12 protein-coding genes are annotated in these 13,164 nt (G+C 71.0%); 9 read left to right on the top strand and 3 right to left on the bottom strand.

Going from position 1 to position 13,164, the window contains the following annotated elements:
• The first annotated feature begins 222 nt into the window (after positions 1 to 222).
• From ACFVJS_RS19950 to ACFVJS_RS19975, 6 genes are all read left to right on the top strand, one after another.
• Positions 223 to 1,116: a universal stress protein gene (locus ACFVJS_RS19950; protein WP_378883873.1), complete on the top strand. Its 894-nt coding sequence runs from the start codon at positions 223 to 225 to the stop codon at positions 1,114 to 1,116.
• Positions 1,113 to 2,135 carry an ATP-binding cassette domain-containing protein gene (locus tag ACFVJS_RS19955; RefSeq protein ID WP_378883876.1) on the top strand — a complete coding sequence of 341 codons (1,023 nt, stop codon included), beginning with the start codon at positions 1,113 to 1,115 and terminating at the stop codon, positions 2,133 to 2,135. Before ACFVJS_RS19950 ends, ACFVJS_RS19955 begins: the two co-directional genes overlap by 4 nt.
• A gap of 2 nt (positions 2,136 to 2,137) precedes the next feature.
• A complete protein-coding gene (locus tag ACFVJS_RS19960; protein WP_378883878.1) occupies positions 2,138 to 3,313 on the top strand; it encodes an ABC transporter permease in 1,176 nt (391 codons plus the stop codon).
• On the top strand, positions 3,310 to 4,473 hold the full coding sequence (locus ACFVJS_RS19965; RefSeq protein WP_378883881.1) for an ABC transporter permease: 1,164 nt from the start codon (positions 3,310 to 3,312) through the stop codon (positions 4,471 to 4,473). The genes ACFVJS_RS19960 and ACFVJS_RS19965 overlap by 4 nt, the downstream gene beginning before the upstream one ends.
• 144 nt (positions 4,474 to 4,617) lie before the next feature.
• The gene (locus ACFVJS_RS19970; protein WP_378883884.1) at positions 4,618 to 7,344 is read left to right on the top strand and encodes a GNAT family N-acetyltransferase; all 2,727 of its coding nucleotides are present in this window, start codon (positions 4,618 to 4,620) and stop codon (positions 7,342 to 7,344) included.
• 110 nt (positions 7,345 to 7,454) lie between these two features.
• Positions 7,455 to 7,895: an alcohol dehydrogenase catalytic domain-containing protein gene (locus tag ACFVJS_RS19975; RefSeq protein ID WP_378883887.1), complete on the top strand. Its 441-nt coding sequence runs from the start codon at positions 7,455 to 7,457 to the stop codon at positions 7,893 to 7,895.
• A 42-nt stretch (positions 7,896 to 7,937) separates the two neighbouring features.
• On the opposite strand, the gene ACFVJS_RS19980 is transcribed toward ACFVJS_RS19975, so the two are convergent.
• Genes ACFVJS_RS19980 through ACFVJS_RS19990 form a run of 3 tightly spaced genes read right to left on the bottom strand, consistent with a single transcriptional unit; the run spans position 7,938 to position 10,480 of the window.
• Positions 7,938 to 8,912 (bottom strand): 1-phosphofructokinase family hexose kinase, encoded by a 975-nt coding sequence (locus ACFVJS_RS19980; RefSeq protein WP_378883890.1) that lies wholly within the window; start codon positions 8,910 to 8,912, stop codon positions 7,938 to 7,940.
• A gap of 49 nt (positions 8,913 to 8,961) precedes the next feature.
• Positions 8,962 to 9,945, bottom strand: a complete 984-nt coding sequence (locus ACFVJS_RS19985; RefSeq protein WP_378883892.1) for an Acg family FMN-binding oxidoreductase — start codon at positions 9,943 to 9,945, stop codon at positions 8,962 to 8,964.
• Position 9,946: 1 nt separating this feature from the next.
• Positions 9,947 to 10,480 (bottom strand): flavodoxin family protein, encoded by a 534-nt coding sequence (locus tag ACFVJS_RS19990; protein WP_378883895.1) that lies wholly within the window; start codon positions 10,478 to 10,480, stop codon positions 9,947 to 9,949.
• A 144-nt stretch (positions 10,481 to 10,624) separates the two neighbouring features.
• Between ACFVJS_RS19990 and ACFVJS_RS19995 the strand changes: the two genes are divergently transcribed.
• From ACFVJS_RS19995 to ACFVJS_RS20005, 3 genes are all read left to right on the top strand, one after another.
• Positions 10,625 to 11,377, top strand: a complete 753-nt coding sequence (locus tag ACFVJS_RS19995) for a DUF4389 domain-containing protein (RefSeq protein WP_378883898.1) — start codon at positions 10,625 to 10,627, stop codon at positions 11,375 to 11,377.
• A 94-nt stretch (positions 11,378 to 11,471) separates the two neighbouring features.
• Positions 11,472 to 12,137 carry a response regulator gene (locus ACFVJS_RS20000; RefSeq protein WP_378883900.1) on the top strand — a complete coding sequence of 222 codons (666 nt, stop codon included), beginning with the start codon at positions 11,472 to 11,474 and terminating at the stop codon, positions 12,135 to 12,137.
• Between the two features lie 26 nt (positions 12,138 to 12,163).
• Positions 12,164 to 13,164 (top strand): GAF domain-containing protein (locus tag ACFVJS_RS20005; protein WP_378883903.1); only part of this gene is annotated, 1,001 nt, incomplete at its 3' end.

A 13,164-nucleotide genomic window follows, 5' to 3' on the forward strand; every position in this document is an offset into this window, starting at 1 on the left:
GTGCTGCGCCACCCGCCTGGTGCACCGGCACGCCCTCGCCTGTGAGCATCGACCTGGCGTCGGCGACCTCCTCGTTGCGCGAGAGCGCCCGTCTGGCGGCACCCGGTTGGGCTCTGCGTGGACCTAGGTCCTCGGCTCGGGGCACCGATGACCCTGCTGCGCCTCGTCGGATCCGGCCAGATTTGAGACAGGGACGCGCATCGAGTCCCCGGAGGAGGAAACATGTCCATGCAAGAGCGGATCCTGGTCGGTATCGACGGGGGAGAGGGCGGTCGCGCCGCGGTCGGCTACGCCGCGGAGGAGGCCCGCCGAAGCGGCGCAGACCTGTGGCTCGTCCACGTGATCGACCTGGCCGTCGCGACGGGCGTCTTCTATCCCTATGGCTACTCGGGCCTGGCGAACCAGATACGTGAGGCCGGGCTGACCGCCCTGGCCCGCGCGGAGAAGGAGGCCGCCGAGCTCATCGGTGCCGACCGCGTCTCGACGACGCTCCGCGACGGTGCGGTGGTGACCGAGCTCGTCCACGCCGCCGGCGACTCCGCCCTGGTGGTCCTCGGCGACGAACGCCACCACAGCCTGGCCCGGGTGGTGACCGGCTCGGTGACCGGCCGGGTCGCATCTCGGGCTCCGGTTCCTGTCGTCGTCGTGCCGACCGCGTCGCCGGCCGGCCCGAACTCGGGCACGGTGTTCGTCGCGGTCGCCGACTGCGACGCCTCCACCGAGCTCGTCGCCCGCGGGCTTCAGGAGTCCCGGGACCGGGCCAGCGACCTCGTGCTCGTCCACGCATGGGAGGTGCCGGCGGTCTACTACGAGACCACGCTGGGGCAGCTCGATGCGGCGGGCTGGGAGGCGGATGCCCGGCACCGGTTGATGCGGACCCTGGAACGCGCCCGCGGCATGGTCGCCGGTGCCGCCGGGGTCGAGGCGTGGATCGAGATCCGCCGGGGTCAGCCTGCCCGGGTGATCAAGGAGGCGGCCGAGGAAGCGGCCCTGCTGATCATCGGCCGGCGCGGGCACGCGTTCCCGCTGCGCCGTCTCGGCGGCACCGGCCATGCGCTGCTGCGCGAGTCCAGCTGCCCGGTCGAGGTCGTTCCTCCGATTGCGGAGGCATCGTGAACGTCGAGACCTCCGTGCTGCCCGAGTCCGTGCCCGAGTCCGTGCCCGAGTCCGTGCCCGAGTCCGTGGTCGAGTCGCAGGCGGCGGACGATGTGCTGAGGTGCACCGACCTGCGTCGGTCCTTCGGAAAGGTCAAGGCCGTGGACGGCGTCTCGTTCCGGATACGCAGCGGCGAGACGTACGGCCTCCTCGGCCCCAACGGGGCCGGGAAGACGACCATCATCTCGATGGTCTCGGGGGTGTTGGAGGCCGACTCCGGCTCGATGGAGGTCGACGGTGTCGAGATGCATCCCGGTGCGCTCGCGGCCAAGGCGGCCATCGGGTACGTGCCCCAGGATGTCGCGCTCTACCCGGATCTGACCGGTCGGGAGAACCTGCGCTTCTTCGCCTCGCTGTACCGGATCGGCCGACGTCAGGCCCAGGACCGGGTCGAGGAGGTCCTCGACATCGTCGGGTTGACCGAGCGCGCGGGCGAACGGGTCGAGAAGTACTCCGGCGGCATGAAACGCCGCCTCAACATCGCGGTCGGCCTGATCCACCGGCCTCGCCTGCTGGTGCTGGACGAGCCCACGGTGGGCGTCGACCCGCAGAGCCGGAACGCGATCCTGAGCAGCGTCGAGCGGCTCAGCACCGAGGGCATGGGCGTGCTCTACACGACCCATTACATGGAGGAGGCGGAGCGACTCTGCGACCGGGTCGCGATCATGGACCTCGGGCGGCTGATCGCCGAAGGCACGCCGCGGCAGCTGACCGCACAGCTCGGCGACGCCGAGCACATCCGGCTCACCCTCGAGGGCGACCCCACCCGAGCCGTCGCGGCTCTGCGTGAGCTCCCGCCTGTCACCGGTGTGACCGGGACGGGCGACATGGTCGACGTGCTCGTGCCGGACGCCGAGTCGTCGCTGCCGCAGGTGATCCAGGTCGCCGCCGGCCACGGCACGGTGCGCTCGGTGACCGTGGAGGAACCGGACCTCGAGACGGTCTTCCTCCGTCTCACCGGCAAGCGGCTGCGGGACTGATCATGCATCCCAGCCTGCAGATCGCCGCCAAGGACCTGAGACAGCGAGCCCGCGACCGCTCCGCCTTCCTGCTCGCGATCGTGGTTCCCTTCACGCTCGCCGCCATCTTCAGCCTGCTGTTCGGGCCGGCGGCGACGCCGCGGGCCTTCGAGTACGCCGTCGTCGACCAGGACCGGAGCGCCGTCTCGCGGTCGTTTGCCGTCGACGTCCTCGGCGCGATGCAGGATCAGGGTGTCGCCGAGGTGAGCGAGCTGGACGAGGACGAGGCGCGGGCCGGTGTCCGTGACGGCGACCTGGACGCGGCGTTCGTGCTGCCGCGGGGGTTCGCCGCGGACGTCGCAAGCCCCCGCCCCGCCGAGCTGAGCGTGGTGGGCAGCGCCGATTCCCCGACGGCGACCGTGGTGGCGCGTTCGGTGGCCCGGTCCTACGTCGGAGGGCTCGACGCGGCACGCGTGGCGGTGGCAGCCGTCGGAGCGTCCCGGCCAGGCCTGACCGCGGCCGAGATCGAACGGGTCGCGCAGGAGACGGTGCGCGGAGTCCCTCCCGTGGCGCTCGAGGACGTCTCGGCGGCGGCTCGGGTGCTCGACGTCAAGACGTACTTCGCGGCAGCGATGGCGGTCTTCTTCCTGCTGTTCACGGTGCAGTTCGGCGTCTCCTCGCTGATCGACGAGCGCGGCGAGGGTACGCTCGCCCGTCTGCTGGCGGCACCGGTGCCGCGGTGGGCGATCCTCGTCGGCAAGCTGCTCACCAGCGTCGTCCTCGGCATCGTCAGCCTCACGGTCCTGATGGTGGCGAGCGCGCTGATGCTCGGTGCCGACTGGGGCGATCCGCTAGGGGTCGCGCTCCTCGTGGTCACCGGGGTGCTGGCCGGCACCGGCATCACCTCCGTCATCGCCTCGCTGGCGAGAACCTCCGAGCAGGCGGGCACCTGGCAGGCCGTCGTCGCCGTCACCCTGGGCCTTCTCGGCGGGTCGTTCTTCCCGGTGCAGCAAGGGGGAGAGGTGGTGGCGAACCTCAGCCTGGTCACCCCGCACGCCTGGTTCCTCGGCGGCCTGGGCGACCTCGCAGGCGGTGGCGGAGCGGAGCAGGCGCTCCCGTCGGCTGCGGCGCTGCTGGGCATGGCCGCGGTCACGATGGGGATCGCGCTTCTGCGGATCAGGCGGGTGGTGGCGCCATGACCGCGATCACGATCGCCTGGACGAATCTGCGTCGCTCGCTGAAGGACCGCACCAACGCCTTCTTCTTCGTGCTCTTCCCGCTGCTGATGATCACCGTGCTGGGCATCGCGTTCGGTGGCGAGTACGAGCCCCGCGTCGGGGTGGTGCAGCCGGCCGCGGGTGTGCTCTCGGGCGACCTGGTGGCCGCCCTCGAGGATGCCGAGGGTATCGACGTACGTCGCATCGAGAGCCGCGCCGAGGCGGTCGAGGCGGTCGAGGAAGGCGGCCTCGAAGCAGCGGTCGTCCTCCCGGAGGTGTACGACGCCCGGCTCGAGAGCGGACAGGACACCAGGGTTGAGTACCTCTCCCGGTCCGACCGGAGCGCCCAGCAGATCGGCATGATCGTGCGTGCCGTCGTGGACGACCAGGCTGGGCGGTACCGGGTGGCGAGAACCCTGCAGCACGAGATCGGCGGTGAGTTCAGGGCGAACCTCGTCCGCGGCGACGGGTTCGCGGGCCAGATCGCGGACGTCGCGGTCTCGACCACCACGGTCGGATCCGCGCCGCTCCCCGAGGATCTGGGCCGCTTCGACGTCGGCGCGAGCAGCCAGTTGCTGCTGTTCATCTTCGTCACCTCGATGACGACGGCGGCGTCACTGATCGAGACCAGGCGGCTCGGTGTCGCCCGCAGGATGTTCGCCACTCCCACCAGGGTCGCGACCATCGTGGCGGGAGAGGCGCTCGGACGCATCGCGATCGCGGTTGTCCAGGGCGTCATCATCATGATCGGTGCCGCCCTGCTGTTCGGAGTCTCGTGGGGCGACCCGATCGCTGCGGCGCTGATGATGCTGCTGTTCGCGACCGTCGCCGGGGGAGCGGGCATGGTGCTCGGGGCGGCCGCCACGAACGCCCAGCAGTCCACCGCGATCGGTCTGTTGGCCGGGCTCGGCATCTCCGCCCTGGGCGGCTCGATGATGCCGCTGGAGTTCTACTCGCCCACGATGCTCACCGTCGCCCATCTGACGCCACATGCGTGGGCCGCCGACGGCTTCGCGACTCTGGTACGCCACGAGGGCACCGTCCTCGACGTCCTGCCGCAGCTGGGGGCGCTCGCCGGCTTCGCCACCGTCCTCTTCGGCATCGGCTCGTGGGCGCTCCGTCGGCGGATCCTCACCGGGTGAGCTTTCGGGACGAAGGACCCCGAGCCGCCGGACTCACTTCTCTCACGAGGAACCTGCGCCCACGGTTGGCTGGTTGTCATGGCGCAGAGGCCGACAGCAGAGAGATCGACAGCAGGAGGTAGCACGGTGATCGGACGGTTGGACGTGAGCACGGAGCCGGCGGGCCACGATGTGCTGCTGCGCGACGGCATGATCGCCCGTGTACGCGATGTGACGACCGGTGACCGCGACCGGCTGGTCGAGCTGCACGACGGGCTCTCCGACCGGCATCACTACGAACGGTTCTTCCACGTCGGCAACTTCGACGGCGCCCGTTTCGTCGAAGGCCTGCTGCCCAACCTGGGCGGCAACGAGGCGGTTGCGAAGGTCGCGGTCGTCGATGGTCACCTCGCCGGCCTGGCGAGCTGCGTCCGGGCGGCGGGAGACAGGGAGGCGGAGCTGGCGCTGGTCGTCGCCGATCGGTACGCCCAGCGTGGCGTGGCCACCCTGCTCCTGGAGCATCTCGCAACCGCGGCGGCCGATGCGGGCGTGACCGACTTCGTGACGTACGTGATGGCCGACAACGCCGCCGCGTTCGACGTCCTTCGGCATGCCGGGTTCGACCTCACCTCGACTCCGCACCACGAGACCGTCGAGGTGCGTTTCCCCGTGCGACTCACCGAGCGCGTGCTGGCGGCGATGACCGCCCGCGAGCAAGAGGCGGACGCCGACTCCATCCGTACGTTGCTGCGGCCGCGCTCGGTGGCCGTGATCGGTGCGAGCAGGCGCGATTCCCACCCGGGCCATCAGGTCGTGCGCAACCTGCTCCGGGCGCGGTTCACCGGCACCGTCCACCCGATCAACCCCCACTGCGACTACCTGTTGGGGATGCGCTGCCACTCGTCGATACTCGACGTCGCGCCGGTGGATCTGGCCGTCGTCGCGGTGCCTGCCGCCGAGGTGCCGAAGGTCGTGCGAGAGTGTGCACGCGGCGGCGTACGCGACGTGGTGATCCTCTCCAGCGGCTTCGCCGAGGCCGACCCGGAGGGACGGCGTCGGCAGGACGAGGTCCTGGCGATCGCCCGCGGGTCGGGCATGCGCGTGGTGGGTCCCAACTGTCTCGGTGTCGCGAACACCGATCCCGACGTCCGGCTGGAAGCCACTTTCTCGCCCACGACCGTTGGGCGCGGGCGGGTGGCGATGATGACCCAGTCCGGCGCGGTGGGGATCGCAGCGCTGCAGCGGGCCGAAGAGCTCGGCGTGGGGCTCTCGGCGTTCATCTCCTCCGGCAACAAGGCCGACGTCAGCTGCAACGACCTCCTCATGTACGCAGCCGAGGACCAAGCGACCGACGTGGTCGCGCTCTACCTGGAGTCGTTCGGCAATCCGCGGAAGTTCTCCCGCCTGGCCCGGGCGCTGAGCCCGCGCAAGCCGGTCGTCGCCCTGGTCGGCGGCAGCAGTGGTGCCGGCCGGAATGCTGCCGTCGGCCACACCGCGTCGGCGGTGACGTCCGTGGACGCGGTGGACGCGCTCTTCCGGCAGTGCGGGGTGATCGGCGTGCACGGCCTCGAGCAGCTGCTGCAGACCACCAGCGTGCTCGCGAACCAGCCTCTGCCCGGCGGGCGCCGGGTGGGGATCGTCAGCAACGCCGGTGGGCCGGGGATCCTGGCCGCTGACGCCTGCGAGAGCGAGGGGTTGGAGCTCACCGCGCTGAGCGCGGAGACGATGGCCGCGATCCGGGAGATCGTGCCGGCAGCGTCGTCCGTGCAGATGCCGGTCGACCTCGGCTCCGACGTCGGCTGGGAGGACTACTCCGAGGTGGTCTCGACGATTGCCCGCAGCGGTGAGATCGACATGCTGATCGCGTTGCGCACCCCGCTGCCCGGTCTCTCCTACGCATCCTTCACCCGAGCGCTGCGCACCGCGTTGCGGGCCGGTCCGGCCGAGGACGTACCACCGGTCGCGACCGTCGCCGTGATGCTCGACCCGCATGGCCCGAGCCGGCCGATCAGCGTAGGCGACCATCGTGTGCCCGTCTTCTCGTTCCCCGAGGACGCCGCCCGCGCCCTCGGCCCGATCGCCCGCTACGCCGAGTGGCGCGCCGAGCCGCGCACCCCCGCCGCCGAGGCGCCTGCCGGGAGCCGCGAGACCGCTCGAGAGGTGGTGGCCCGCACGCTGCGGGCGCACCCGGAGGGGTGCCGGCTCCCCGAGCCCGACACGCGGCAGCTGCTCGCTGCGTACGGGATCGGGGTGTTGCCCAGCGTCCTGGCCGACGGCGTGGAGGCGGCAGTCGACGCCGCCGAGTGGGTGGGGTACCCGGTGGTGGTCAAGGTCGCCGCGCCCGTCGGGCACCGCACCGATGTCGGGGGCGTACGCATCGGCCTGAGGAATCCCGACGAGGTGCGCCTCGCCGCCCAGGCCCTGCTCGACATCCCGGTCGAGCGTCCAGGTCTGCTGGTCCAGCGTGGGGTCCCCGTCGGTGTCGAGCTGATCGCCGGCGTCACCCAGGACAAGGTCTTCGGGCCGCTGGTGATGGTGGGGTACGGCGGGACGTACACCGAGCTGATCGAAGACCGGAGCTTCCGGCTGACGCCGCTCACCCGGGCCGACGCTGCCGCTGCGATCGCGGAGCTGCGCACCGCGCCGCTGCTCGCCGGCTACCGCGGCGCGCCGGCGGCCGACGCCGCCGCCGTGGAGCACCTCCTCGTCTGTCTCGGCCGCCTTGCCGACGATCCTCCGGAGGTCGCCGAGATCGACCTGAACCCGGTGATCGTGCACGAGCGTGGGGTCTCGGTCGTCGACGCGAAGGTTCGCCTGCGAACCCCGTCCGACCGTCCGGACCCGGCGCTGAGGAGCCTGCGCCCGCCGCTCGGCGCCGAAGGGGGCACCTGATGGCGACGATGCGGGGTGGCGGACGTTGGGCAGGGGCCGGCTCTCGATCGGCGACCTCGAGGTGCCGGAGCCGTCCCGGGGAGAGGTCCTCGTAGGTGTGGAGGCATGCGGTGTGCCGCACCGACCTCCATGTCGTCGACGGGGACCTGCCTCCGCACCGCGTCCCGGTGGTGCCGGGGCACCAGGTCGTGGGCCGGGTGCTGGCGCGCTTCGACCATGACAACGGTCCGCGCGTCGGGACGCGGGTCGGGGTGCCGTGGCTACGGTCCACCTGCGGTCGATGCCGTTGGTGCCGTGCCGGTGCCGAGAACCTCTGCGAACAGTCCCGCTACACGGGCGCCGTTCCATCACTCGACTCGGCGATCGTGTTCGCGCCGGCCGGGGAGGTCGTACGCGAGGCACTTGCCGACCTGGGGCCGGCCGGCACGTGTGCCGTCGCGGGCATCCACGCCGAGGTCACGCCGTACGCAATGGCGGAGGCCGACCGGGCGCTCGCCGACCTCGCCGAGGACCGGGTGCGCGGCGTCGCGGTCCTGGACATGACCAGGTGACCGAGCGCGTGCCAGTACACGACCACTGCCTCTAGACCGAGGTCACCCGAGTCCCGCCGCCGAGAGCGGTCCGCCTCCGGAGTGCTCCACGGGAAGGTCCGAGGTGAACTCGGCGAGGCCGTCGCGGGTGAACACCGAGGTGCCGGCCGTCGCGATCATGGCCGCGCTGCAGGCCAGGCCCAGCTGCGCCGCGCGTGGGAGGTCCCAGCCACGGGTCAGCCCGGCGACGATCCCCGCGACGAGGGCATCACCGGCGCCCACGCCGCTGACCAGGTCGCTGGAGACGGCGGGGAGCAGCTGCGTACGTGTCGGGGTGATGAGGGCGATGCCCAGGTGGCCGCGGGAGAGTACGACGACGCCCGCGCCCGTCGACTCCAGCAGCTGGCGAGCCCCCTCCAGCTGTTCCGCGGTCGTCGCGAGCTCCCGCCCCAGGTGCTCCTCCAGCTCGCGCACGCTCGGCTTGATCAGATAGGCGCTGTGCGCCCGTGCGAGGGCGACACCGGAGACGTCCACGACGAGCCGGGCGCCGACGGCATCGGTCAGGTGCTTCACCCGAGGGACGATGTCGGCGGAGACACCCGGCGGCAGGCTGCCGCTGAGCACGACGTACGCCGCGTGGCGCCCTGCGCGCCTCACGGTCTGGAGACAGCGATCCAGGTCGGTGCCGGACAGCGGGGTCCCCGGCAGCACGAAGCGGTACTCCAACCCGGTGTCGAGGTCGGTCACGTGATGGCTCAGCCGGGTCTCACCGGGGACGTCGATCGCCTCGAACGGGAGCTGTTCGATCTCGAGGAGCTCGGTGAGGGCTCGTCCGATGTGGCCCGCCGCTGGGAAGACCGCCAGGGTCGGCACATCCAGCACGTGCAGCACTCGAGCCACGTTGATGCCACCGCCACCGGGGTCGATCCGAGGGGCGCTGCACCGCATCTTGCTCCCCGGCACGAGCCGAGGCACGGAGAAGGAGTCGTCCAGCGCCGGGTTCAGCGTGATGGACACGACGTCGGGTGAGGTGAGCATCAGCGGCCTTCCTGCTGGTGTGTGTTCTGCCCGGTGGACGCTCGGCTCGTCAGGACGAGGCTGCGCTCTCGTGGTGGAGGATGTCGTCGACGGCGCGCCGTGGAGTCGGCGGCAGCGGCGGGCGGAGGCGCTGCGGCCACCCGATCCGCACCAGCACCTGCGGACAGGAGTTGTCACCGAGCAGGTCGTGCTGCAGCGTACGCCGGGTGGAGCCGATCTCGATCGGCTGCGTGTAGGGCACCAGGGCCAGGCCCGAGGTGGTGCACGAGAGCCAGATCGCGTCGAGCGCCTCTCCGGTGCGAAGCCAGGAGAGCGGGTCGTCCGAGGCGGTCGCCAGGACGAGCCACTCCTCTGCTGAGGGGCCGGCATCGTCGTAGTCGTCGGCGAGCGTCCCGGCCGGGAACCGCGAATAGGAGGAAGGGTCGCTGCCGGCAGCGAGCAGGCTGGACTCCGGGATGCCGTCCTCGGTGCCCCCGCGGGTCCAGGAGTAGAGCTCGGCGAGGTAGGCCTCGTCGGTCGACTGGTGGGCGCGAGCGGTCTCCAGCGCCGACAGCACCACCGGACGGAGGTGGTCGGGGACCGTGGTGGCCACGACGGCGTGGTCCCGGACCAGCTCGGCGAGGTGCTCCAGACGTTCGCGGGGGACCGGCCAGGACGAGACCAGGCGCCGGTCCGTGTGGCGCTGTTCGATGGCGGCGAGCCTGCCGAGGTCGACGGCGTCGGGCTCACGCGGCGCGAACGTCACGACCGCGAGCAGATCGGTGCGGCCGCCCTCGGGGGTGCGGTGCACCGTGCATGCCCACCCGGTGCCGGCGGCGGCCACGACGAGCTCGTGGAGCGCCGCGCCGCAGCTCATCACCAGGTCACGCTCGTTGGGGTCCGCATGGAGGAGCTTGCGATGCGGATCGGCCCGGAGCAGCAGCATCTGGTCGCGTACGGCCCAGGCCCATGGCTGGGTGTTGTGGACCGACGGAGCACGCGATGCCAGCTCCAGGATCGCTCGCAGGGTCGGTTCGTCGGGAAGGGTCGACATCTCAGGCCACCACCTGTCGCATCAGCTGGTGGCCGAGGTCAGCGGCCCAGTCGCTGGCCCGGGCCTCTTCGTCGGGGCCCAGGGGTCCCTCCACGCCGCGGACGTAGAAGCTCACCGACGGGGCGACGCCGTAGCCACGGCGCCGCAGCACGTGAGCCGCGTGCTTGGCGGCCGAGCCGGGGAGGTGACGCATCGCCCGTGCCCGGGTGTCGAACACGGCGATGCGCACCGAGTCCGCGTCGCGGTCCTCGAGCTCCTCGAGCCACTCTCGGATCCCGCGGGCCTCGACCTCTGCCGGAGCGCCTTGCAGCACCGCGTCGGCTCGCGTGCTCGGCCTGCTCATACCGAGTGCGTGCGTCGGGGCTCCGATCACGACCAGGTCATGGGCACGGAGCACGTCGGCGCCGGCGAGCGCCACCGGGATCACCTTGACCTCCATCCCGCCGCGGCGAAGCGCGTTGGCGACCGAGGTCGCGAGGGTGGCGGTGTTGCCGAACATCGACTCGTAGACGACGGCTGCTCGCATCTGGTTCACGTCCTTTCCTGCGCGCCACGCCCCCTGCGTGGTGCCGATAGCACCACCCTGGTTCGAACCGATCTGCCCGGGCAGTGGCGCACGTCCCCGACCAGAGGACCTAGGTCCGATGCGGCCGACCGGCCAGACGCCGAGGCTGGGGACATGAACTCACACGAATCCCCGGTGGTGCTCGAGGGGCAGCTCGACCCCCGGACCAGCCGCGCGCTGTGGCTGGTCAAGTGGCTCCTGCTGATCCCGCACTACATCATCCTGCTGTTCCTCTGGATCGCCTTCACCGTGCTCAGCGTGGTCGCCTGGTTCGCGATCCTGTTCACCGGCCGCTACCCGCGGGCGATCTTCGACTTCAACCTCGGTGTGCTGCGCTGGACCTGGCGGGTGGACTTCTACGGCTACGCCGCGCTCGGCACCGACACCTACCCGCCGTTCACCCTCGAGGACGTCGCCGACTACCCGGCCCGCCTCCACATCGCCTACCCCGAACGGCTCTCGCGCGGTCTGGTCCTGGTGAAGTCGTGGCTGCTGGCGATCCCGCACCTGCTGGTCCTCGGGTTCTTCCTGGGTGGAGGGCTGTACCTCACGCAGGCCAGCAACGACCCGGACGCCTGGACGTGGGGGAGCGGGATCGTCGGGCTCCTCGTCATCTTCGCCGGTGTCGCGATGCTGTTCGGGCGCGGCTACCCGCGAGGGATCTTCGACCTCGTCCTCGGGATGGACAGATGGGCGGCTCGGGTGGCGGCGTACGTCTTCCTGATGACCGACAGCTATCCGCCTTTCCGGCTCGACCAGGGGGGCAGCGACCCGGCCCGTCCCGTGGCTCCGGAGCCGTCGGCTCCGGCCGGCGCGGCGGCGACGCCACGAGTCCCGGGAGACCCGGTGGGAACCGGACAGCGGTGAGCGGGTCTACCCGGAAGCGGCGAGGGACTTTGGTCCTCGGCGCACGGGTCAGACGTGCATTGGCAGACGTTGGTCTCGGTCGTAGGTTGTTCAGGTGACCGAATCAGCACCCGAGAACGCAGACGAGCCCATCCGGGTCTTCCTGCTCGACGACCATGAAGTGATCCGCCGGGGGATCAAGGACCTCCTCGAGGACGAGGACGACATCATCGTCATCGGTGAGTCCGGACTCGCCGAGGAGGCCCGTCGACGGATCCCGGCGCTGCGGCCGCACGTCGCGATCCTCGACGGCCGACTGCCCGACGGCTCCGGCATCGATGTCTGCCGCGACGTCCGATCCGTCGACCCGAGCATCGCGGCCCTGATCCTGACGTCCTTCGACGACGACGACGCGCTGTTCTCCGCGATCATGGCGGGCGCCGCCGGCTACCTCCTCAAGCAGATCCGCAGCGCCGACCTCGTCGAGACCGTGCGCCAGGTCGCCGCGGGCAAGTCGATGCTGGACCCGGCAGTCACCGCGCAGGTGCTGGAGCGCATCCGCAGCGGGCCCAAGACCAACTCGGTCTTCGAGAACCTCACCAACCACGAGCGCCGCATCCTGGAGCTCATCGGCGAGGGCCTGACGAACCGCCAGATCGGCAAGGAGATGCATCTTGCTGAGAAGACCGTGAAGAACTACGTCTCCTCCCTGCTCGCCAAGCTCGGCCTGGAGAGCAGGACCCAGGCCGCGATTCTGGTGACCAAGACATTGCAGGGTTGATAGGTTGACGGCGTAACACTCGTTCGATGGGGAAGGTCGATGTGGGACGTACGCCACCACCCCGGCAACGCCGCGCGTCAGATGACACGACGACCGAGTCGACGCTGCGCAGCACACCGCTCGACGAGCTGCTGACCGAAGTCCTCGACAGGGTCACCGACGCGCGCGACGAGCAGGTGCGCTGGCGGCTGCTGCTCGACGCCATCGTCACGATGGGTGCCGGCCTCTCGATCGACGACCTGCTGGACCGGATCGTCGAGGTCGCCCAGGCCCTCGCCGGGGCGAAGTACGCGGCGCTCGGAGTCCTGGCGAGCGCTGGCGAGCGGCGGCTTCGCCTGTTCATCACCCGAGGCCTCACCCCCGAGCAGCAGCTCCGGATCGGAGATCTCCCGACCGGCCACGGCCTGCTCGGGTTGCTGATCGACCATCCCGAGCCGGTCCGCTTGCAGGACATCACGGAGCACCCTGTCTCCTACGGGTTCCCCGAGCATCATCCGCCGATGCGCTCGTTCCTCGGTGTGCCCGTGCGCATCGGAGAGAAGGTATTCGGCAACCTCTACCTCACCGAGAAGGACAACGGCGAGGACTTCACCGACCAGGACGAGAGCATCGTGGTCGCTCTCGCGGCGGCAGCCGGCGTGGCCATCGAGAACGCGCTGCTGGCCGAGGAGGCCGCCCGCCGCGGACGCTGGCTCGATGCACGGGCCGAGATCACCGCTGCGCTGATGGGCGACGTCGACCGCACCTCCGCTCTCCAGCTCGTGGTCGACCGGGCCCGCGAGGTCGCCGGCGCCGACGTCGCCTGGATCGTCACCGGACCGGCCGCCGACCGCCTGCGGGTGGAGGTCGTCTCCGGCGCCGACGTCGACGCCGACGTGCTCAAGCGAGCGCCGCTGCGGGAGTCGGTCGCGGGCCAAGCGATCCGGGACGGTGTGCCGATGATCGTGGAGAACATCGCGGGTGCGGCCGAGGGAGGAAGTGCGGCAGCGGTTCTCGACCTCAGCGACATCGGGCCAGGCGTGCTCGT

Origin of the sequence: Nocardioides sp. NPDC057772, assembly GCF_042798075.1 — a bacterium.
Lineage (GTDB): Bacteria > Actinomycetota > Actinomycetes > Propionibacteriales > Nocardioidaceae > Nocardioides.

Bases quoted from the DNA above. Each gene is read 5' to 3' on its own strand.
- ACFVJS_RS19980 (WP_378883890.1), bottom strand. From the start codon at position 8,912: ATGCTCACCTCACCCGACGTCGTGTCCATCACGCTGAACCCGGCGCTG.
- ACFVJS_RS19950 (WP_378883873.1), top strand. From the start codon at position 223: ATGTCCATGCAAGAGCGGATCCTGGTCGGTATCGACGGGGGAGAGGGC.
- ACFVJS_RS19995 (WP_378883898.1), top strand. From the start codon at position 10,625: ATGAACTCACACGAATCCCCGGTGGTGCTCGAGGGGCAGCTCGACCCC.
- ACFVJS_RS19965 (WP_378883881.1), top strand. From the start codon at position 3,310: ATGACCGCGATCACGATCGCCTGGACGAATCTGCGTCGCTCGCTGAAG.
- ACFVJS_RS19960 (WP_378883878.1), top strand. From the start codon at position 2,138: ATGCATCCCAGCCTGCAGATCGCCGCCAAGGACCTGAGACAGCGAGCC.
- ACFVJS_RS19985 (WP_378883892.1), bottom strand. From the start codon at position 9,945: ATGTCGACCCTTCCCGACGAACCGACCCTGCGAGCGATCCTGGAGCTG.